Below are 19,566 nucleotides of genomic sequence, written 5' to 3'. Positions count from 1 at the left end.
ATCAGAGCGCCTCGATAATGTCCGAAGCGATAACCGACGCCGGATTGTCCCGGAGAAGAGCCGCCCTTTCACCGGCCAGTCCATGCAAATAGACCCCGAACGCCGCCGCCTGGACGCCGTCCAGCCCCTGCGCCAGCAGACCGGCGATGATGCCGGTTAGGCAGTCACCCGCGCCGCCGGTGGCCATCCCCGGATGTCCGGTTGTGTTGACAAAAATGCGGCCATCCGGCGAGGCAATCACCGTATGCGCCCCTTTAAGCACAAGGATCACACCGCGCTCGCGGGCATAGTTTAGCGCCAGCCCGATCCGGTCACGCTGGACTTCCTTCGTGCTCACACCGGCCAGCCGGGCCATTTCGCCAGGATGCGGCGTCAGAATTACAGGCTCCCGGCGGCTCTGCCATGCCCCGTAGTCACACTCCGCCAGAATGTTCAGCGCGTCGGCATCAACGACAAGCGGACATTCCGCGCCTTCCCAAATTTTTTTGAGCCATTCCTTGTCCTCTTGGAACCGCCCGATTCCCGGGCCGACGGCCAGCACATCCTTCTGATCGGCGAGATTCAGCACCTCTTCGGCCGCCGCGGCATTCCAGGTTCCGTCCGCTTCACCGCCAGCATCCGCTAGCATCAGCTCAGGAGCCGCGCCTACGAGAAGAGGCAGCAGCTTGCCCGGCACCGCCCAGGTCGCAAGCCCGCAGCCCGCCCGCAGCGAGGCGCGAGCGGCGATCAGCCCGGCCCCGCTCATGCGCAAGGACCCGGCGGCCACCAGCACATGGCCGTAGGTGCCTTTATGCCCGTCGGGCACGCGCCGACGCGAGACATCGACGCCCAGAACGCCTTCCAGCACGGCGGGTGTAAGCCAGTAGGCGGACAAGCCCTCTTCCCGGGCGAGTCCGGCCGGGATACCGATTGACCGTACAACGATGCGGCCCGCTGCGCCCGAACCGGGATACTGGAGCAGGCCGCGCTTGAGAAAGGCGAGGCAGACCGTAAGCGACGCCTGAATGCACGGCTCATGCATCTCGCCCGTGTCCGCGTTCAGTCCGCTTGGAATGTCAGCGGACACGATCGGCTTGCCGCTGCCGTTCGCGGCGGCAATCAGCTCCGCGTAGGCGCCGCGCGGCGCCCCCGCGGCGCCCGTGCCCAGCAGCGCATCCAGGATGCCGCTGTACCCGGCAAAGCCGGGACTGCCGCCGCCATGCACGGCGGCAGGCAGACCCATTGCCGCAGCGGCATCGCGCTGCAGGGCGGCCTCGCCGGTCAGCGACTCCGGCGGGACCGCGTACAGCAGCGAGACGGCGATGCCCGCCTCGCTTAAGTACCGGGCGGCGGCCAGTCCGTCGCCGCCGTTGTTGCCCTTGCCAACGAGCACGAGCCAATGCTCGTCTTCGGCACGCTCCGCCATCAGCGCGGCGTCCCCGCTGATGTGGAGCTTCGGCGCGGCAGCCAGCGCGCCGCCGCCGGGATTGCCGCCGCGAAGCGCCCGCCCTGCGGCGGCACTACGAGCCGCGCCGAATCCCGGTGCGGCCGCTTCTTCGTGGGCTGCGCCTGCCGCCCACGCTCCGCCATTGCGCGCCGCGCCGCCGGGGTTTCCGCCGCGAAGCGCCCGCCCTGCGGCGGCACTACGAGCCGCGCCGTCTCCCGGCGCGGCTGCTTCTTCGTGGGCTGCGCCCGCCGCCCACGCTCCGGCACTGCGCGGCGCGCCGCTGTCCCGCGCCGCCTGGGCTGCCGGCGGCGCGCTGCCCTCTCCGCGCCGCCGGCACAGGGCGATAATCTCCTCCGCGATGGCACGCCCGGCATTTTCCATCAGGGCAACCGCCGGAATGCCCAGCCGTTCTATTGTGATGCGGTCCAGCCGCCGCATTTCCTCCGCCGTCACCAAATGCATCCCTTGCTATCCCCTTTCTTTATTTCCTGGGCCGCATCAATATCCCACCGTGAACCGCGCCTTGATGAAATGGCCTTCCTCCAGTTCGTCGATCACCGCCGCAGCGTAATCCTCCACGCTGATCTCGCTTCTTCCATTCTCGTCTACAACGAGCCGGTCCAATCCGATGCGGAACTGTCCCGTACGCCGCCCCGGCGAGATAATCGCGGCAGGACTGGCATATGTATAGTCCAGGCCGGAGTGGACATAGATTTCATAGGCGTCGGCATGAGCCGCCGCAAGCGGCTTTACCTCTTCCGGGAACTCCGGCGTGTCCATCAGCCGGTCGCCCGAATCCGTCTTCAGGCTTCCCGCTCCGCCGACTACAATCAGCCGGTTCACCCCGGCTGTCTTCAGCCCTTCCACGAGTGAACGGGCGACTTCAAGCAGTTCGCCCTCCGCGCCGAACCCAGGCTCGTAAGCGCTGATCACAGCCTCGTGGCCTTTGGCCGCCTGGGCCACCTCTTCCGGTCTTAGCAGGTCGATGGGCAGTGTAAGCAGACCTCCATGCTGAATCTCTATTGCCTCCGGCTTCTGAAGCGGGGCCGTCACTTCATGCCCCCGCTTCAGGGCTTCCTCCAAAATTGCGCGCCCTAGCGTTCCCGATGTGCCGAACAGCACTGTTTTCATATCCTTGTTCCTCGCTTTCTGCCGTCATTTTCTTTGTTCCATATTCCCTGCGAGCCCCTGCCTCATAATTCTCCCCAACACTCAGGCCTAGCTAGCCCTCCATGACAAAGAAGCCCTTGTCCTCGCCGATCTTCTTCAGATTGTCCTTCAGAATATCCCCTTCCTCATACTCCGGATTCTTCATAACGCTGAGCGACCCGTTGTTCTCAAATATAGCATACGCCACTTCCCCCATCGAAAAAACATCCTTCTGGCGCAGCAGCATCCGCAGTTGCCCAAAGCCGAGGCGGTTTCGCCTCATTTCCTGCATATCAATTTTGCCGTTGCGGATCAGGATGGAGGTTGAGCCTTCGAGCGGCGCGCGCATCCGTTTGGCGTGCTGTGTTTACTGCTGGGAAATCTCCTTTTTCCCGAGCAGCCGCGTCATAATCCATAAGCCGATGAAACCGGTGACCCGCTTGATCGTAATGAAGCATAATCCATAAAACGTTCCTCCTGCAATCGTAAATGAGCCACAACGAATATTACCCAATCCGCAAAGCGGTTGAAAAATGATCAGAGGAACGTAATGGGCGGCATACCTTGTATCACCGCACGTTCTATGGAATAGTAATATAAGGAAAGGTTGGTGAAGGAGATGTCTCCTTGGGGAAAACTGTTTAAATGGGGCACTTTTGCTTACGAGGCTTTTCTGGCGCTTCCGTTCATCGGCGGCGCATTCGTGGTGGCCAACGCTTGGCTGCCGCTGGGGGTCGCTTTTCTGCTGCATGCCGTCGCTATTGCCGTACTGTACAATGAGCGGGGGCCCGTCACCGGCAACATCATCGGAGTCGTTACTTCCATTATCGCCATCATACCAATCGTAGGCTGGATCATGCATGCCATAACCGCCATCGTTCTGCTGATTGAGGGGATTTCGTCCGCACGGCGGACACCCCGCTACTAAGCCGCAAGAACCTGGGAAACACAGACAGCGGCCCGCCTCCGGGTTATCCCGGGAGTGGGCCGCTGTCTGCTGATCCATAAATTAATAAATGATTCCATATCCGATTCTTAGTTATTGCTTGCGGGTTATCACCGTCCCGCAGCACGAGTATCGGAACGCCGGCTTACGGCTTCTCCGCTGTGCCGTGTGGCGTTCTCGAACCGCTTGCGTTCCGTCCGCTCCATCTGCACGATCTGGCCTTCATGCACCACGATATGCAATGAACCGAATTCCATACTGTCCAGAAGTCCCGCAATCCTCTCCAGCCAAATTTCATCCACTTTCAGCGGTTTAGCCAATTCACTAGCCTCCTTCTCATTCCGCAGCGGGTTAACCGCCCCACCAAATACCGTCATTTCCAACCTGTATACTATGGTTTAAGTTAGCATGATGCCCATCTTCTGTCAATGACTACTTTTACGTTGCAGCCAACTTTTGACCAGCATGGTCACGAGCGCCAGCAGCAGAAGCAGGGAAGCAACCGCGAAGGAAGCCGAGAACTGATACTCGTTGTAGAGAATCTCCACATGCAGCGGGAGCGTATTGGTCTCCCCCCGAATGTGGCCGGAGACAACCGAAACTGCGCCGAATTCGCCCATCGCCCGCGCGTTGCACAGAATAATGCCGTACAGCAGGCCCCATTTAATATTGGGAAGCGTTACGCGGAAAAAGATCTGCCAGCCCTTTGCGCCCAGCGTAAGCGCCGCTTCCTCCTCCTGCGTTCCCTGGTCTTCCATCAGCGGGATCAATTCGCGGGCTACAAACGGAAACGTTACGAACATCGTGGCGAGCACGATGCCCGGAACGGCGAACACGATTTTGATATCATGCGCGCCAAGCCACGGGCCGAACCAGCCATGTGCACCGAAGACCAGGACATACACGAGACCGCCGATAACCGGCGAGACGGCAAAGGGAAGATCAATAAGCGTAATAAGCATTCCCTTGCCGCGAAATTTGAACTTCGCTATGGCCCAGGCGGCCGCTACGCCGAATACCGTATTCAGCGGCACGCTAATGCCCGCCACAAAAAGAGTCATCCGCAGGGCGGAAGCGGCGTCGGGATCTTTCAGCGCGGCCAAGTATACATTCCAGCCCTGCTTAAGCGCCTCGGTCAGCACAATGCTCAGTGGGAGCACAATCAGCCACAGCAGCACCAGCCCGGCAGCTCCGATAAGCAGCCATTTGACCGCTGACGATTCGTTCACAGCCGCTGCGGGTACGGCCGCCTGCGGCCGTCTCGCGCGAAGCGGGACAGTTCCAGCCATCCTTATTCCTCCTTATAATTTCAGTGTGGGGGCCTTAGCGTGATGCCTTGCGGGTCCATCGCTGAAGCATATTGATCACAAGAAGCATCAGGAAGGAAATAAGGAGAAGCAGCAGCGCCACTGCCGTTGCTCCGGCGTAATCGTACTGCTCCAGCTTGGACATGATGAGGAGCGGAGCGATCTCTGTCCGCATGGGCATGTTGCCTGAGATGAACACAACCGAGCCGTATTCGCCGATTCCCCGGGCAAAGGCCAGGGCAAAGCCGGTGATCAGGGGCGGAATCAGTTCCGGCAGCAGCACCTTGCGGAAGATGCGCCAGCGTCCGGCCCCCAGCGTGGCCGCCGCTTCCTCTGTATCCCGCTCCAAATCCTCCAGCACCGGCTGAACGGTGCGCACGACAAAAGGAATACCGATGAACATCAGCGCCAAGGTAATACCAAGCGGCGTAAACGCCACTTTGAGGCCGAGCGGCTCAAGCAGCGAGCCGATCCAACCATTGCCGGAATACAGCGCCGTCAGCGACACGCCCGCCACCGCCGTCGGCAGCGCGAACGGCAGATCGATCAGGGCGTCGAAGATTCTTTTTCCCGGGAACCGGTAGCGCACCAGCACCCATGCCAGCAGCAGTCCCAGCAGACCGTCCACCAATGCGGCCGCCGCCGACGTGGTCAGACTGACCCGGTAAGAGGCCAGGACCCGAGGGTCCGTAGCCACCGACCAGAACTTCGCAAAGGTCAGCCCCGTTGAATTGAACAGCAGCGCAGCCAATGGAATAAGCACCACAAGACTCAAATATAAAATGCTGTACCCCATGGTCAGACCGAATCCCGGTAACACTCCCCGCCGCGTCGCCTTAGCAGTGACATTCATCGATTGCTCATCCTTTCTCCGCCTTCGGCTCCGTTCGGCCGATCAGCACCGCCATATTTCCCGTTTCTGTCCCAAGATTTCCTTATTTGCCAGGCACATAGATCTGGTCAAAGACACCGCCGTCGTTAAAATGCTTCTCCTGCGTCTCTTGCCACGTTCCAAATTTATCAGCGAGCGTAAAGAGCTTGATATCCGGGAATTTGGACTTGTACTCTTCCTTAACGCTGTCCAGCGTCGGACGGTAGTAGTTCTCCGCAGCGATCTTTTGACCTTCTTCGCTGTACAGATATTTCAGGTAAGCATCCGCAACCTCGCGGGTTCCCTTCTTATCGACCACTTTATCGACAACAGCCACTGGAGGCTCAGCCAGAATGCTCTCCGAAGGATACACAATATCGAATTTATCTTTTCCCAGCTCATTCACGGACAGATAAGCCTCGTTCTCCCAAGCAAGCAGCACATCGCCGATTCCGCGTTCCACAAAGGTTGTAGTCGCGCCGCGTGCCCCGGTATCCAGCACAGGCACATGCGTAAACAGATTCTTGAGGAATTCCTGCGCCTTGGCCTCGTCATTATTGTTATGATCCAGCGCATAACCCCAAGCCGCCAGATAATTCCAGCGGGCGCCGCCCGATGTCTTCGGATTCGGAGTGATCACCTCTACGCCGTCCTTCAGCAGATCCGGCCAATCCTTGATGCCTTTCGGATTACCCTTGCGTACCAGGAACACGATGGTCGAGGTGTAAGGGGAGCTGTTATGTTCATATTTGCTCTGCCAGCCTTCATTAATCAGGCCAGCCTTTTGCAAAGCGTCGATGTCGTAGCCAAGCGCCAGCGTCACAACATCCGCTTCCAGACCGTCAAGCACGGCGCGGCTTTGTTTGCCGGAACCGCCATGCGACTGTTTAATTGTCACTTTCTGTCCGGTTTCTTTCTCCCAATATGCAGAGAAGGCCTTATTATAGTTCTCATACAATTCACGCGTAGGATCATAGGAGACGTTCAGCAGTTCTACCGGCTCCTTCGATTGTGCTGGCGACGATGCTGCCGATGGCGCTGCGCTGCCTGCAGCCGTAGACTCCGGCGAGGCAGAAGATCCGCTCTCCGCGCCGCTGTTATTTCCGCAAGCCGTAAGGCCCGCCGTCAGCAGCAGCGCAAATCCCGTCAACAGTCCCTTTTTCAACCTGTTTTTCATTTTAATCTCTCCCCCATTTGATATTCCTTGTTTTTTTGCAAAAACAGACAGTGGAACCCGCCTGCACGCATACCGGCAAAGCGGCCGATGCGTTCCATGACCTGGGTTTCGCCGTCTGTACGGTAAGAAAAATTTTTATTATTCCTACCAGATTAGTAGGTTATGAAATTTATAATAATAGGCTCCCCCACTCTTGTCAATCATTTATTTTCAAGCGGAAAACAAGGAATTACCCAACAACCGGAATTCTTAATAACGCGGATGCGATAGATTTGCAGCTCTTTCACGATAGATTTGCAACCTCTTTAAGGAAAGCCGTCCTGGCTGTACTCCTGCAAGTACCACTTGTCAGACATGCGGCAAAAGACTATTATTGCTACATCTTGCTGAGGAATCCGCTTAGCAGCGAAGCCGGAGGATTAAGAATGGACCTGGAACTGGGGCTGCCGCCCGCACCAGAAGGGCCCGGGCGGTACAGGCGCATTGCGGAAATTGTGATCAAACGAATCAGCGAAACCTACCGCTATGATACCCATATATGGCGCTGGGGGATTGCCGGGCCGTGGTTAGTAAGCTTCGCGGCTTGTTCAACCCTCATGCTGGGGATTCCCACCGGCCTCGGAAGGCCGGCGGATCTGATGCTGGCCGCAGGAGTTGCGACAGCCATGGTGGCTGCGGCGGGCCATCTGGCAGCCGTGCTGCTCGCACTGGCATCCTTGCGTCTTCCACGGCTGTTCACGGGATGTCTGCTCGGCAGCGCCGGACTTGTCATGATCATTCTGTATAGTGCCGATCTTACCGCCGATGCTTCCGCCGCCGTCGCCGCAGCAGCCGCCGCGCTCGGAGCCATTACAGGCATCGCCATCGGACTCCTGCGGATAGGCAAAATTCTCCCGGGACTGCTGCTCATGGCGGCGCTGCTATCCCTTCCGATAGGCGAATTGAAGCTTCAACAAGGCGGCGCTCCTGACATGGCGGCGGATGCCGACCTGGCAAATGGCGCCGCTGCCGCCAGCTCTCTGGCCGCGCCCAATCCAGGGATGCCGGGCGGTCATGCCTACCGGAACTTCACCTATGGCAGCGGCGGCGACCGGCGCCGGGCCGAATACGGGAGCGGGGCGGCTGTCCGCTCCTCTTCCGTGAACGCTTCATCCTACATGAAGAAGTGGTCCTCGCTCCGAACGCTGTTCTGGGACTTCGATCCGGAATCACTGCCCCTGAACGGGCGGGTGTGGATGCCGGAGGGAGACGGCTCTTTTCCGCTTGTGCTTATTGTGCACGGCAATCATATGATGGAGGATTTCTCGGACGGAGGCTACGCCTATCTCGGCGAACTGCTTGCGAGCCGCGGGTTCATCGCCATCTCCCTGGATGAGAACTTCCTGAATTATTCGGCCTGGTCGGGCATTCCGGAGGGCGACTACAAGCTGCGCGCCTGGATCATTCTGAAGCATTTGGAGCAGCTTGCCTCCTTTTCGGAAGCGCCGGATAATCCTTTTTACGGCAAAATAGATTTGGCAAAAACAGCTCTGATCGGGCACAGCCGAGGCGGGCAGGCGGCCGCCATGGCGGCGGACGCGCAGCGCTGGTTCAAGGACGATCCCGTGCTTAAGCCTGCCAGCCGCTTCCATATTTCCGCAGTGGCCGCGATGGCTCCCACCGACGAGGCGGTCGACGGAGGGCTGGCCCAGCTTCATGATATAAGCTATATGGCCCTTCAGGGCGCGCGGGACGGCGATGTGCATGATTTCTACGGAGACCGGCAGTATATTCGCTCATATTATTCTGCTTACACCGATGCCTTCAAGACCTCGCTGTATATCGGCAATGCGAACCACAGCCAGTTCAATAGCGACTGGGGCCTGCTCGATCTTGCGCCTCCTGCCGGGCTATTCCTAAACCGCAGCAATATTATGAAAGATGAGGAGCAGCGGCTAATCGCCAAAGTATACATTTCGGCCTTTCTGGAGCAGGCGCTGCATGGCAGCCGCGAGTATACCGGCCTGTTCCGGGATTACCGGAGCGGCCTGCCGTGGCTGCCCGCTTCGACGGCTTATTTCAACCGCTATATGGACGGTGGATTCAGGATCATAGCGGGCTACGAAGAGGATCGGAACAAGGAGACGCCAGAAGCCGGCGGTATAATTACAGCTTCAGGAGTAAGCTGGACCGAGGAAATGGCCAAAGACCGGGAGGGAGGAGGCAAGGGGACATACGGAGCCTTGCTGGAACGAAGACCTGGCGAAGCAGGGAAAGCATTCTACAACATTGCGCTGGGGACCGGACCGGCTGCCGATGCCGCGCTCTACGGAGCGGATGGCCTGTCCTTCTCCATGGCCAACCTTGGTTCAGTCTCCGGCCTGCCGCCACAAATAGAGGTTGAGCTGGCCGATCGCTTCGGCGCCAAGGCGCGTCTACCGCTGCCAGCGGTCATGACGCCCCTGCCGCTGCCGCAGATTCAATTCGCCAGGATACCCTGGCTGGAGCAGCGCATCAGCGGCGGCAAGTACGGCGAACCTACCGAGGCGGTCTTTCAGACCTACGAGCTTTCATTTGATCTGTTCCATAAGCGGAATCCTGCCTTCGATCCGGCGCATGCAGCTCAAATTACCTTCTATCTTCTCGGCGATGGAGACGCTGTCATGCTTGACGATATCGGCTTTTATTCCGGCGGGGCGCATCCTTTCCCTATGCAAACAGCCTTAATCCGTTGATTCAGATTAAGGCTGTTTTATCATCTCTAGGCTATAGTGCTGCTGCCGCTTTGACGGTGTCCCAGGCTCCCAGCTCCCCGGCTTTGCCAACCCGGTTTTTGTCCTCCAGCGCTTCCAGCAGCGCTCTTCGCTCAACTTCGCTGATTCCAACAAGTTCATACTGGCCGTTCTTTAAACGATGGGCTGCTGCGGGATCTTTCATCAAGCTTTGAATGATTTCCTTTAACATGGACGATTCCCCCAATCGATTATTGTACCAAGGTCTATTCGGCCAAGGCGGTAATACGGTTCTTCCAGTGAGCGTCGATATCCAGCTTGTCTACGATCTGCAAATAATTATAGCAATGCATTCTCATCCGTACGGAGGTATAAAGAAAGGTTCCCGTCCGTTCGACGGCCCGCTCGAATTCCTCCCTGCGGTGGCTGATCTCCTCCATCCGGAGGCGTCCTTCAAAGTAATCGGCGATCCATTGATCTTCCTCAGCGATAAACTGAAGCAGATACAGCGTGGACAGCGTTTTCTTTCGATTCTTGAAATCACCCCTTTCCCAATCCAGCAGATCGCGGATGTCGTTCTTGATCTGATCGGCGATGCCGAGTTCCTCGGCATAATCTCTTACTTGACTGTTCCACTCGCCGGTAGCCAGGAACGTGCCGATCATGCAGGCGGCGACCACGAATGCAGCCGACTTTTGCTTGATCATACGGAGATAATCCTCCTCGCTCGCGATATCGTTCAGCAGATCCGCCGTCTGCCCGTTAATGGCTGCAAGGATCTGGGTGTTCATAAATTGTACAGCCCCATGAATCCGTTCCAAGGGGAATTCGCAGGTAAGCAGCATCTGCCCGGAAATGAACGTCAGCCCAAAGGCAATGTTAAGCGCAATTTCGGGGCTCATCCGGCTCCATGCCGTCAAGCTGTTGTCCTTATCCTGAAGGTCATCGATAATATCCGCGCTTAGAATCATGAGCTCAACCGCTCCGGCAGCCCGAAAAATGGAACAACCCGTTCCTCCGAAAGCCCTGTAATGAAGCGCCGTAAGATTAGCGAACGGCAGATTCCCTCTCAGCTTCTCATCTATACAGGCGGCTGCCTGCTCGTACAAGTGGGGCAAAGTGAAATAAGTCCGCACGCCTTCCTTGATTTCGTTACCCACTGATTCCGCAATATCCTCCATCCTATCCCCCATTTCGGTTAAGGAATGTGACAAAAATGCGTGTATCGACGATATCTATTCGAGCTTCCGTTACCAATTCCTTCAATATTCTTGGAAAACTATATAATTTTATGAAATGCCGAACTTGTTCAATTCAGAATCGCAATACAGACCGGCTTCGGCACTTCCAGTTCATTGCCTGTCGGAATCAGCCTGCCGTTCTCGCCGTCGATTGTAAACGACGTAATAGTGCCGCTGTTCTGATTGGCGGCAAGCAGCATTCCTCCGGCAATGGCGAAGTTGCGCGGCGTACGCCCGCCGGTACTCTGCCAATCGATCGCCTTCAGCAAGCCGGTGTCCTCATCAATGTGCAACAGGGCGATGCTGTCGTGCCCGCGGTTAGATACATACAGGAACCGGCCGCAAGGGGAGACATGGATATCGGCCGCGGTATCGTCGCTTCCCGCAGCGTATTGCTCCGGCAGTGTGGACAAATGCTGCCGGACTTCAAAATTCCCGGACGGCTCGCACGCTTCAAGAACCGTTACCGTACAGTTGAGCTCGTTGACGCAATACAGCCACTTTCCGCTCGGATGGAATGCCAAATGGCGCGGTCCCGAGCCGTCAGGCAGCACCACTTCACCATGCCGGGTGAGCTTGCCGTCTTCGTGACGGTAGAGCATAATCCGGTCGAGGCCGAGATCGCATACCAGTATCCGCTTCCCGGTTGCCCCTGCGATTACGGAATGCGGATGCGGCGCTTCCTGCCGGTCTTCGCGAAAGCCCCTGCCGGAGTGCAGCACCTGGGAGGACATCCCCCCGAGCGAGCCGTCTTCATTAACCGGGAAAGCATTGACATTGCCTCCCGAATAGTTGGAGACAAATACATAGTCCTCCTCCGGAGAGATAGAGACGTAGCAGGGGGCTCCTCCATCTGTCCGCCGTACGCCCAGCAGCGACAGCTTATTTGTCCCGGGATCGATGGAATATGCGCTGACCTCCCCGTCTTCCTTCTCGCTGACGGCATACAGCACATTCCCTGCACGGTTCAGCGTTATGTACGATGGATTCTCGATTCCCGAGGTTTGTTGAATGATTCTCATTTCTCCGTTCCCTGTATTTAGTCCGCAAAAATAAATGGACGGCTCCTCTTCGGAACTGTACGTTCCGGCATAGAACAATACTTCATCTTGGCGTTTCATACTAAACGTCTCCTTTAACAAAAGGTTGTAGGGTTCTGATATTTCGGCAAAATATGACACCTGATTTAAACCTTCCGCTTAAGGTTAATAGTTATCATCCAATACTAATACCCTTAAAGGAGCTGAAACATGATGAGTGTCATATGGATGCTGATTGTTGGCGGTATTATTGGTTGGTTGGCAGGTCTGATCATGGGCAGAGATATTCCGGGAGGCATTATCGGCAACATTATTGCGGGTATTCTGGGCTCTTGGCTGGGCAGTTTTCTGGGTGACTGGGGTCCTCGTGTCAGTGAATTCTACGTCCTGCCGTCTTTGATCGGCGCGATCGTTCTTATTGCAATCGTCAGCCTGGTCATGCATTCGATGGGCGGACGGCGATCCCGTTCCTAATTACTTTACCCTGCAGCAGCCTATTTACAAACATAACGCTGATAAATATAACCGCCTGGCTTGCAGCCGGCGGTTTTTTGTCTCTTATATTTCCGATGCGGCAATTATCGGCGGGGCGCAGACATTTAGGTGCCGAAGGCATTTTTTGCTATAATGTACATACTCCACTTTTAATTCAGAGAGGAATGTGAATCATGGGCAGCATCAATCCGTCGTTACTGCATATCGGCACCACCTTGGGCGCGCTGCTGATGGCGCTGATGGTTATTTTTATCCGATTAAAAGCAAGCGACCGCCCCGTTACCCTCCGCAAAATCCTTATCCCGCCGCTAGGCATGTCGACCGGCTTCATCATGTTCGCCGTTCCCGAGGTCAGGGTTCCTCTATGGTGGGCGCTTGCCGCTTTTCTTGCGGGATGGTTTGTTTTTGCTTATCCGCTTATTAAAACGACCACCTTCCACGAAAAGGAGGGGTTGATTTACGCCAAACGGTCCAAGAGCTTCATTCTTGTTCTGCTCGGGTTGCTTCTGGTCCGCACGCTGCTGCATGAATTCATCGACCGTTACATATCCATTCCGCAGTCAGGCGGTTTATTCTTTATTCTGGCATTCGGCATGATTCTGCATTGGAGGGTGTTTATGTTTAGAACCTACCGCAAGCTCGTTCCGCAGGATGCGCTGATTTCGCGGTAGCAGACCCGGGTTGTCTTTCGCGAGGCACTCCCGGCAACGCCGGCCCGAAAGTTCCCGCCTGTCCGCACTAAGGCTGTGACCAGCTTCCGAAAATTCCGCTTTCCGCATGGCTTCCATGCGGTTTTTACGTATGTATGCGAGGTTTCTCCAGGGGCCTGGTATTACGCGCTGTGCGTTCACGAAGCATGTACCTTTTTTCACCCATGTCAGGTAACTTGCGGGTGTTTAGGGTAAAATGAAGTCACAGACCGAGTCTTACGGATAAAGCTTTAGCCATTTTTTATAAGAGAGCGAGGGTAGGCTGATGAAAAGAAAATCAAGAAAAGTGGCGATCGTCGGTTCCGGATTGGTCGGCTCCAGCTGCGCCTATTCCATGGTCAACCAAGCGATTTGCGATGAAATTATGATGGTCGACCGCACATATGACCGGGCCATGGCGCAGGCGCTTGATCTTTCGCATTGTATGGATTTTATGGGTACGCGGACCAAAGTTTACGCCGGAACTACAAGCGATTGCGCCGGCATGGATATCGTAATATTAACAGCGGGCGCCAATCCGAAGCCGGGTCAGACGCGGCTTGATGTGCTGGACGACGCGAAGACCATTACCAGAAGCATCGTTACGCCGATTGTGGAGAGCGGGTTCGACGGTATTTTTGTAATTGCCGCAAATCCGGTCGATATTGTGACTTATCTTGTCTGGCAAATCTCCGGCCTGCCGCGCCATAGGGTCATCGGAACAGGGACATCCATTGATTCATCCAGACTGAAGACGCTGCTGTCCGAGGTATTCTCAATCGATCCCCGCAGCGTGAACGGCTATGCTCTCGGCGAGCATGGCGAATCGCAGTTTGTGGCCTGGTCGCATGTGACCATCGGCGGCAAGCCGATCCTGCATATTCTGGACCAGCATCGCGAGCGGTTCAAGAATCTTGACCTCGGGGATATCGCCCGCAAGACCAAGGACGCCGGGTGGGAGATTTTCACACGCAAGGGCTCAACCCATTTCGGAATCGGTAGCGCGCTGGCGTATATCGCCCGGTCGATTCTGAACGATGAACATAAAATCATTGCCGTGTCCGCCATCCTGGACGGAGAATACGGGATGAAGGGCACCTGTACCGGCGTGCCCGCCATCATTGCGGGAGAAGGCATACAGGAGTTAATCGAACTGAATCTAAATGAGGAAGAGTCCGCCAAATTTACCGCCTCGTGCGATATTATCCGCCGGGGCATCGACAGTCTCAGCCTTAGCTGATGACCTCGCGAAAGAAAGGACGATTCTTGGGGCATTAAGTAAAAGAACCACCGGAAATGGCATCCATATTGATAGCCATTCCGGTGGTTTTTTTAATGATTTTGATCAGGCTTAGTCTGAACTTAACCCTGAACAGACGGTGCGCGGAGCGCCCGCATGCTGTTGAGCACCGCAAGCACCGTCACGCCGACGTCGGAGAAGACCGCTTCCCACATTGTCGCGATGCCGAATGCACCAAGCAGCAGAAAGACCGCCTTGATTCCGAGCGCGAATATAATGTTCTGCCATACAATGGTCCGGGTGCGGCGGGCGATGCCGATCGCCGATGCAATTTTGGACGGCTCATCGGTCATAATGACGACGTCCGCCGCCTCGATCGCGGCATCCGATCCCAGCCCCCCCATGGCGATCCCGACATCCGCTCTCGCCAGAACGGGCGTATCATTGATGCCGTCGCCGACAAAGGCGATTTTTTCCCGGCCCGCCTTTTGAGATTCAAGGCGTTCGATCTGCTCCACCTTATGCTGGGGCAGAAGCTCGGCATGGATTTCGCCGACGCCCAGCCGCTTTCCTACATCTTCGGCCACCGCCGAAGCATCACCGGTCAGCATCACTGTCTTGGCCACACCGATTTTGCGGAGAGCGGAAATCGCCCGGGCCGCATCCTCCTTCACTTCGTCGGCGATGACAAGACTACCGGCATATTGGCCGTCCACGGCCAGATGCACGATTGTGCCGATTCCGCCGGGCTGCCGGAAGGCGATGCCTTCGCGCTCCATAAGACGCGCGTTCCCTGCGAGCACGATGCGGCCTTCAACAACGGCCCGGATGCCGTGTCCGGAAATTTCGTTGTAGTCGGTAACGGCATTTGCGGTTATACGTTGACCGTAAGCCGCGACAATGGACTCCGCGATCGGATGGCCCGAATGGCTCTCCGCGTAAGCAGCCAGCCGCAGCAGCTCGCTCTCCGTCACGCCTTCTGCCGGATGAATATCCGTCACCTTGAACTGTCCCTTGGTCAGCGTGCCCGTTTTGTCAAAGACCACAGTCTTAACATCGTTCAGCGCCTCCAGATAGTTGCTGCCTTTAATCAGGATACCGCTGCGCGACGCGGCTCCGATACCGCCGAAGAAACCGAGCGGAATCGATACGACGAGGGCGCATGGGCAGGAGATTACGAGGAAGACCAGCGCCCGGTAAATCCAGTCGGAGAACGTCGCCCCGCTGATCAGCAGAGGGGGAACCACGGCCAGCAGCGCAGCCGTAATAACGACAACAGGCGTGTAGCTCCGGGCGAACCGGGTAATGAAGTTCTCGGTCTTGGCCTTGTTATTCGACGCGTTCTGCACCAGCTCCAGAATTTTGGAAACCGCCGATTCAGCAAACGTCTGGGTTACCTCTACGGCGATGACGCCGTTCTTGTTAATGAATCCGCTCAGCACCGCGCTTCCTGGCTCTGCCGACCGTGGAACCGATTCGCCGGTCAGCGCCGAGGTATCCATCATCGCGCGGCCTTCGATGACCGTTCCGTCAAGCGGAACCTTCTCCCCCGGCTGCACGACGATGATATCCCCGATATTTACCTGCTCCGGAGACACGATTTTCGTCTCATCTCCGGTCCGCAGACGCGCCGTTTCGGGCCGGATATCCATCAGCGCCGTGATGGAGCGCCGGGAACGGTTGACCGCCAGGCCCTGGAACAGCTCGCCTACCTGATAGAACAGCATGACGGCGACGCCTTCCGGGTACTGGCCAATCGCGAACGCGCCGATGGTTGCCAGCGCCATCAGGAAGTTCTCGTCAAATACTTGTCCCTGCGCGATATTTCTCAAGGCCTGCCACACGACATTTCCGCCTGCCGCCAGGTAAGCCAGCAGGAAGAGGGCAAGCTCCCAGTAACCGCCGACCGGGATGAGGTAACCGGCGGCGGCTAACGCCGCTCCGACCCCGAGGCGCAGCACCGTCCGCCGCGTCTCTCCCTCGCCATGGCTGTGCGAATGACCGTGCGCGTGGCCTTCTTCTCCGGCATGTGCGTGTTCATGTCCGTCCTCGTGTTCATGCCCATCCCCGTGTTCATGCCCATGCGCTTCGCGGTGACTGCGAACTTGAACGTTTCCGCGAACCGTTCCAGTATAAGTGGCAGAACGGGAGACCGCTGCGGCTCTCTTCTCCAGCAGCCGCACATGCGGTTCAATCGAGACCACCGTCTGCTCCACCTGCGAAACCCCTGTCTCCGGAAAGCTGCTGTCCGTTTCCATCGTCAGCGTCTTGGTCGCAAAATTGACCGAACAGGCAGCGACCCCGTCCATTTTGCTCACCCGGTTCTCAATTTTCATTGCGCAGTTGGCGCAGTGCAGACCTTCCAATATCCATTGGCGTTTGACCGTCGGCTCTACCGTATTCACTCTCCCCAGCCCCTTCCGTAACGCTTACGATTAATATATGAGCAACTGTTCATATGTTGTTACCGTCATTATATTCCTATCGCATTTACGGTGTCAATCGATAATGAGCTTGACGGGGATGAAAATTTCGATATAATAAACATATCAAATAGATATATCTAATCGATATAAAGAGGTGCTATATGCTGGAATATGTCCTGTTAGGAATGCTGATGGAAGGCCAAATGAGCGGGTATGATTTGAAGAAGACTATCGACAGCACAGTCGGCCATTTCTACGCCGCAAGCTATGGCAGCCTTTATCCCGCATTGAAGAGGATGACAGATAAAGGTCATGTATCCGTGTTTGAAACGGCGGACAGCAAGAACAAGAAGCTCTACTCCCTGCTGCCTGAAGGGAAAGAAGCTTTTCTCAAATGGCTGGAAGAACCGCAAGCCGGGGGCCGCGAGCAGCTCATCCGGATTTTCTTTTTCGACTATTTGGAAGAGGATGTCCGTCTGCGGCGTCTGCAGGAGTATCTGTACGCAGCCGAACATGAGATCCGCTCACTGGAAGCGGTACAGAGCATAGTAGAGGGCGAACTGGCCGGGATCGAGCGTCCGGAAGACTATTATTACCGCGTGTCTGTGCTGGGATATGGACTCAGCCATGCGCGAATGCAGCAGCAGTGGATCAAGGATATTATGGAGAGGAAGGATTTAGGACATGTCAAACCAAGAAATTAAGAGGTCATTTTCGCAAAAACACCCCGCACTCGCCGTCGTAATTATTGAAGTTCTGTTGCTGTTATCCGTAACCGCAGCGGGCGCCTACGCCACGATCAAGCAACTAAGCTACACATCGCCTGTGCTCATTTCATTCATCCCCATCGCCATGGTGCTGATCCTGTATTTTTCTCTGAAGAAAAAATGGGGATATTACGGTTTCCGTTCGCTGGCCTCGATTTCCAAGGATAGACTGATTGATTACGCGCCACTTCTGGCTGTGCTGGTCATCGTCGCCCTGAAGGGCTTCCGTCCGATCGGCGCTTCCGAGCTGCTGTTCTATCTCTTTTTCACCCTGCTGGTCGGCTTTGTTGAGGAGAGCATTTACCGCGGCATGATCCTGAATATTTTGCTGCCCAAGGGGGTCAAAGCGGCCGTCATCACCTCGTCGCTACTCTTTTCCATCACGCATGTGCTGAATGCCCTATCCGGACAGAGCGCAATCCAGACCGTGCTGCAAATCGTGTACGCCCTGCTGATCGGCGGCGCGCTCGCGCTTTTGATGGTGCGGAACCGCAATATTTTGCCGCTGATTCTGTTCCACTTCTTACATAACTTGATCCAGTTTGTCAGCAACGACAACAGCGATGCCTACCTCGGCTATGACATCGCCATCCTTGCGCTGCTGGCGCTGTACTGCATCCTGCTTACGCTGAAATTGAAAAAGACGGCCGCCTCTCCACCAGCGGAACACAGCTTCAACTAGTCAGCATTCCAGCAAAAAACGGCAGCAGACCGAAAAGGTCTTCTGCCGTTTTGCTTGCTTATTTTAGAAGGTATGAACCGCACCCTTATTCCTGTTCCTATTCGTGTCTGATATGCTCATGCGTCTGCAAAAAGATCTGCTCGACATGCGCGTCATTCAGCGAATAAAATACGGTCTTGCCCTCTTTGCGCCGCTTCACGATCCGCAGGTTCCGCAAATAGCGAAGCTGGTGGGACACCGCCGACTGGCCCATGTCCAAAATAGCCGACAGATCGTGCACGCAAAGCTCCTGGCGGGATAATGCGTAAATCAGCCTAACCCTCGTCGGATCGCCGAGCGCCTTGAACAGTTCCGCCATCTTGTCGGTCGTCGCCCTTTCCGGCAGGGTTAACCGGAGATTCTCGGGAGAAACCTCCGAGCCGTTACAGGTGTTGTCGCATTCTTCGATAGCTGCCGGTTTCATCTGCTTCGCCTCCTTGCAGCCGGTCCGGCCTGGTCAGCCGCCGCTCTTAAACCATTATAAGAAAAAATGAGGGCGAATGTCCATCAAGAGACCTATCCGGCAATGGCTGCGCCCCTTTTTTAAATCCTGGGAGGAAAGTCGGCGAATGGAAAAAGCTCCGGATCTGCCGTCACCCGGCGGACTGTTCTGCCAGGTTCACACCGCCTTGCGCCGGAAAGACAGCAGCCCCGCCGCAAGGAAGACCACAAAGCTGCCCAGCACGACGATCAGCAGGCTCTCAAGCGGCAGATTGAACGCTCCATAGTCCGCCTGCCCGTGGGGAATCATGGCCAGCAGCGGCTGTACCCATGGATAATAAGGGCCGTAGGTAGCCGAGTTCGCAATTAAAATATTGGGCAGCGTAAAGCTGACGTTCAGCGCGAGCGGTGCGGCGAAGCTGCTCCACGCCTGGGATACGGCCATTTGGAGCGCCGCCAGCGGCAAGCAGGCCACCCAACTGGTGCTAATGCTTCTCAAGAGCAGCTCCCAAGGAATGGGAGTTCCGATTCCCCGGAACAACCCCGTTCCGATGACCGCGGCCATGAAGACGGCCTGGGTCGCTGCCAGCAGCAGAGCGGCCACCGCGAATTTCGCAAGGTATACAGCCGTCCGGGAGACCGGCAGCGCCAGCAGCGCCTTCCAGCCGCCGTCCAGGTGCTCGTGGCGGCACAGCATCGCGGCATACAGCCCGGACAGGATTGGCAGAAACAATGCGGCGTGAAGCATCGACATAACGGTAAGCAGTATCGTCCAGTCCGGCTTTCCTCCGGCCGGGGTAGCCGCGAACAGCCCGATCAGCACTGCGGCGGCGGGACTGGCCAGCACAAGCAGCCATATGTGGGAGCCGGACAGCTTCAGTCTTTCGGCTGACAGAATTCTCAGAAACATCTTCATGCT

At 56.6% G+C, this 19,566-nt stretch carries 20 protein-coding genes; 7 read left to right on the top strand and 13 right to left on the bottom strand.

Going from position 1 to position 19,566, the window contains the following annotated elements; genetic code table 11:
- Position 1: 1 nt before the first annotated feature.
- The 3 genes from VK70_RS23960 to VK70_RS23950 form a co-directional block, all read right to left on the bottom strand.
- Entirely contained in the window at positions 2–1,888 is a 1,887-nt protein-coding gene (locus VK70_RS23960; protein WP_046723860.1) for a bifunctional ADP-dependent NAD(P)H-hydrate dehydratase/NAD(P)H-hydrate epimerase, read from the bottom strand.
- A gap of 36 nt (positions 1,889–1,924) precedes the next feature.
- Positions 1,925–2,557 carry an NAD(P)-dependent oxidoreductase gene (locus VK70_RS23955; protein ID WP_025699837.1) on the bottom strand — a complete coding sequence of 211 codons (633 nt, stop codon included), beginning with the start codon at positions 2,555–2,557 and terminating at the stop codon, positions 1,925–1,927.
- 91 nt (positions 2,558–2,648) lie between these two features.
- The gene (locus VK70_RS23950; protein WP_025699838.1) at positions 2,649–2,924 is read right to left on the bottom strand and encodes a DUF421 domain-containing protein; all 276 of its coding nucleotides are present in this window, start codon (positions 2,922–2,924) and stop codon (positions 2,649–2,651) included.
- Positions 2,925–3,194: 270 nt separating this feature from the next.
- On the opposite strand from VK70_RS23950, the gene VK70_RS23945 reads away from it, so the two are divergent.
- Positions 3,195–3,503: a hypothetical protein gene (locus VK70_RS23945; protein ID WP_025699839.1), complete on the top strand. Its 309-nt coding sequence runs from the start codon at positions 3,195–3,197 to the stop codon at positions 3,501–3,503.
- Between the two features lie 128 nt (positions 3,504–3,631).
- On the opposite strand, the gene VK70_RS23940 is transcribed toward VK70_RS23945, so the two are convergent.
- The 4 genes from VK70_RS23940 to VK70_RS23925 all read right to left on the bottom strand — a co-directional run bounded on the left by VK70_RS23940 (position 3,632) and on the right by VK70_RS23925 (position 6,876).
- The gene (locus VK70_RS23940) at positions 3,632–3,841 is read right to left on the bottom strand and encodes a YezD family protein (protein ID WP_025699841.1); all 210 of its coding nucleotides are present in this window, start codon (positions 3,839–3,841) and stop codon (positions 3,632–3,634) included.
- Between the two features lie 105 nt (positions 3,842–3,946).
- Positions 3,947–4,810 carry a sulfate ABC transporter permease subunit CysW gene (gene cysW, locus VK70_RS23935; RefSeq protein WP_046723858.1) on the bottom strand — a complete coding sequence of 288 codons (864 nt, stop codon included), beginning with the start codon at positions 4,808–4,810 and terminating at the stop codon, positions 3,947–3,949.
- A gap of 34 nt (positions 4,811–4,844) precedes the next feature.
- Positions 4,845–5,681 (bottom strand): sulfate ABC transporter permease subunit CysT, encoded by an 837-nt coding sequence (gene cysT / locus VK70_RS23930; RefSeq protein WP_025693800.1) that lies wholly within the window; start codon positions 5,679–5,681, stop codon positions 4,845–4,847.
- A gap of 82 nt (positions 5,682–5,763) precedes the next feature.
- On the bottom strand, positions 5,764–6,876 hold the full coding sequence (locus tag VK70_RS23925; protein WP_025693801.1) for a sulfate ABC transporter substrate-binding protein: 1,113 nt from the start codon (positions 6,874–6,876) through the stop codon (positions 5,764–5,766).
- 425 nt (positions 6,877–7,301) lie between these two features.
- On the opposite strand from VK70_RS23925, the gene VK70_RS23920 reads away from it, so the two are divergent.
- Positions 7,302–9,590: an alpha/beta hydrolase gene (locus tag VK70_RS23920; RefSeq protein WP_052756031.1), complete on the top strand. Its 2,289-nt coding sequence runs from the start codon at positions 7,302–7,304 to the stop codon at positions 9,588–9,590.
- Positions 9,591–9,621: 31 nt separating this feature from the next.
- Here the strand turns inward: VK70_RS23920 and comX are convergent, their stop codons facing one another.
- The 3 genes from comX to VK70_RS23905 all read right to left on the bottom strand — a co-directional run bounded on the left by comX (position 9,622) and on the right by VK70_RS23905 (position 11,949).
- Positions 9,622–9,819 carry a competence pheromone ComX gene (comX, locus tag VK70_RS23915; RefSeq protein ID WP_025693600.1) on the bottom strand — a complete coding sequence of 66 codons (198 nt, stop codon included), beginning with the start codon at positions 9,817–9,819 and terminating at the stop codon, positions 9,622–9,624.
- 34 nt (positions 9,820–9,853) lie between these two features.
- Positions 9,854–10,768, bottom strand: coding sequence for a polyprenyl synthetase family protein (locus VK70_RS23910; RefSeq protein WP_025693602.1), 915 nt, complete (start codon positions 10,766–10,768; stop codon positions 9,854–9,856).
- 128 nt (positions 10,769–10,896) lie between these two features.
- Positions 10,897–11,949, bottom strand: a complete 1,053-nt coding sequence (locus tag VK70_RS23905; protein ID WP_025693603.1) for a lactonase family protein — start codon at positions 11,947–11,949, stop codon at positions 10,897–10,899.
- 132 nt (positions 11,950–12,081) lie between these two features.
- Between VK70_RS23905 and VK70_RS23900 the strand changes: the two genes are divergently transcribed.
- The 3 genes from VK70_RS23900 to VK70_RS23890 all read left to right on the top strand — a co-directional run bounded on the left by VK70_RS23900 (position 12,082) and on the right by VK70_RS23890 (position 14,292).
- Positions 12,082–12,342 (top strand): GlsB/YeaQ/YmgE family stress response membrane protein, encoded by a 261-nt coding sequence (locus VK70_RS23900; RefSeq protein ID WP_025693605.1) that lies wholly within the window; start codon positions 12,082–12,084, stop codon positions 12,340–12,342.
- 194 nt (positions 12,343–12,536) lie between these two features.
- Positions 12,537–13,034: a CcdC family protein gene (locus VK70_RS23895; protein ID WP_025693606.1), complete on the top strand. Its 498-nt coding sequence runs from the start codon at positions 12,537–12,539 to the stop codon at positions 13,032–13,034.
- Between the two features lie 304 nt (positions 13,035–13,338).
- Positions 13,339–14,292, top strand: a complete 954-nt coding sequence (locus VK70_RS23890) for an L-lactate dehydrogenase (protein WP_025693607.1) — start codon at positions 13,339–13,341, stop codon at positions 14,290–14,292.
- A 122-nt stretch (positions 14,293–14,414) separates the two neighbouring features.
- Here VK70_RS23890 and VK70_RS23885 read toward each other — a convergent pair whose 3' ends face one another.
- The gene (locus tag VK70_RS23885; RefSeq protein ID WP_025693609.1) at positions 14,415–16,697 is read right to left on the bottom strand and encodes a heavy metal translocating P-type ATPase; all 2,283 of its coding nucleotides are present in this window, start codon (positions 16,695–16,697) and stop codon (positions 14,415–14,417) included.
- A gap of 182 nt (positions 16,698–16,879) precedes the next feature.
- On the opposite strand from VK70_RS23885, the gene VK70_RS23880 reads away from it, so the two are divergent.
- Both VK70_RS23880 and VK70_RS23875 read left to right on the top strand, forming a co-directional pair.
- The gene (locus VK70_RS23880) at positions 16,880–17,422 is read left to right on the top strand and encodes a helix-turn-helix transcriptional regulator (protein WP_025693610.1); all 543 of its coding nucleotides are present in this window, start codon (positions 16,880–16,882) and stop codon (positions 17,420–17,422) included.
- Positions 17,403–18,167, top strand: a complete 765-nt coding sequence (locus VK70_RS23875; protein ID WP_025693611.1) for a CPBP family intramembrane glutamic endopeptidase — start codon at positions 17,403–17,405, stop codon at positions 18,165–18,167. Before VK70_RS23880 ends, VK70_RS23875 begins: the two co-directional genes overlap by 20 nt.
- A gap of 97 nt (positions 18,168–18,264) precedes the next feature.
- On the opposite strand, the gene VK70_RS23870 is transcribed toward VK70_RS23875, so the two are convergent.
- On the bottom strand, positions 18,265–18,630 hold the full coding sequence (locus tag VK70_RS23870; protein ID WP_025688143.1) for an ArsR/SmtB family transcription factor: 366 nt from the start codon (positions 18,628–18,630) through the stop codon (positions 18,265–18,267).
- A 195-nt stretch (positions 18,631–18,825) separates the two neighbouring features.
- On the bottom strand, positions 18,826–19,563 hold the full coding sequence (locus VK70_RS23865; RefSeq protein WP_046723854.1) for an ABC transporter permease: 738 nt from the start codon (positions 19,561–19,563) through the stop codon (positions 18,826–18,828).
- Positions 19,564–19,566: the final 3 nt, after the last annotated feature.

Origin of the sequence: Paenibacillus durus ATCC 35681 (assembly GCF_000993825.1) — a bacterium.
GTDB classification, from domain to species: Bacteria; Bacillota; Bacilli; order Paenibacillales; family Paenibacillaceae; genus Paenibacillus_AQ; species Paenibacillus_AQ durus_B.
This window is presented reverse-complemented; position numbering and strand designations above follow the sequence as displayed.

What these genes read in the sequence shown, in the direction of transcription:
- VK70_RS23890 (WP_025693607.1), top strand. Translation starts at nt 13,339, where the DNA reads ATGAAAAGAAAATCAAGAAAAGTGGCGATCGTCGGTTCCGGATTGGTC.
- VK70_RS23865 (WP_046723854.1), bottom strand. Translation starts at nt 19,563, where the DNA reads ATGAAGATGTTTCTGAGAATTCTGTCAGCCGAAAGACTGAAGCTGTCC.
- VK70_RS23920 (WP_052756031.1), top strand. Translation starts at nt 7,302, where the DNA reads ATGGACCTGGAACTGGGGCTGCCGCCCGCACCAGAAGGGCCCGGGCGG.
- VK70_RS23875 (WP_025693611.1), top strand. Translation starts at nt 17,403, where the DNA reads ATGTCAAACCAAGAAATTAAGAGGTCATTTTCGCAAAAACACCCCGCA.
- VK70_RS23960 (WP_046723860.1), bottom strand. Translation starts at nt 1,888, where the DNA reads ATGCATTTGGTGACGGCGGAGGAAATGCGGCGGCTGGACCGCATCACA.
- VK70_RS23895 (WP_025693606.1), top strand. Translation starts at nt 12,537, where the DNA reads ATGGGCAGCATCAATCCGTCGTTACTGCATATCGGCACCACCTTGGGC.
- VK70_RS23955 (WP_025699837.1), bottom strand. Translation starts at nt 2,557, where the DNA reads ATGAAAACAGTGCTGTTCGGCACATCGGGAACGCTAGGGCGCGCAATT.
- VK70_RS23870 (WP_025688143.1), bottom strand. Translation starts at nt 18,630, where the DNA reads ATGAAACCGGCAGCTATCGAAGAATGCGACAACACCTGTAACGGCTCG.
- VK70_RS23910 (WP_025693602.1), bottom strand. Translation starts at nt 10,768, where the DNA reads ATGGAGGATATTGCGGAATCAGTGGGTAACGAAATCAAGGAAGGCGTG.
- cysW (WP_046723858.1), bottom strand. Translation starts at nt 4,810, where the DNA reads ATGGCTGGAACTGTCCCGCTTCGCGCGAGACGGCCGCAGGCGGCCGTA.
- VK70_RS23925 (WP_025693801.1), bottom strand. Translation starts at nt 6,876, where the DNA reads ATGAAAAACAGGTTGAAAAAGGGACTGTTGACGGGATTTGCGCTGCTG.
- VK70_RS23950 (WP_025699838.1), bottom strand. Translation starts at nt 2,924, where the DNA reads ATGCGCGCGCCGCTCGAAGGCTCAACCTCCATCCTGATCCGCAACGGC.
- cysT (WP_025693800.1), bottom strand. Translation starts at nt 5,681, where the DNA reads ATGAATGTCACTGCTAAGGCGACGCGGCGGGGAGTGTTACCGGGATTC.
- VK70_RS23900 (WP_025693605.1), top strand. Translation starts at nt 12,082, where the DNA reads ATGAGTGTCATATGGATGCTGATTGTTGGCGGTATTATTGGTTGGTTG.
- VK70_RS23945 (WP_025699839.1), top strand. Translation starts at nt 3,195, where the DNA reads ATGTCTCCTTGGGGAAAACTGTTTAAATGGGGCACTTTTGCTTACGAG.
- VK70_RS23880 (WP_025693610.1), top strand. Translation starts at nt 16,880, where the DNA reads ATGCTGGAATATGTCCTGTTAGGAATGCTGATGGAAGGCCAAATGAGC.
- comX (WP_025693600.1), bottom strand. Translation starts at nt 9,819, where the DNA reads ATGTTAAAGGAAATCATTCAAAGCTTGATGAAAGATCCCGCAGCAGCC.
- VK70_RS23905 (WP_025693603.1), bottom strand. Translation starts at nt 11,949, where the DNA reads ATGAAACGCCAAGATGAAGTATTGTTCTATGCCGGAACGTACAGTTCC.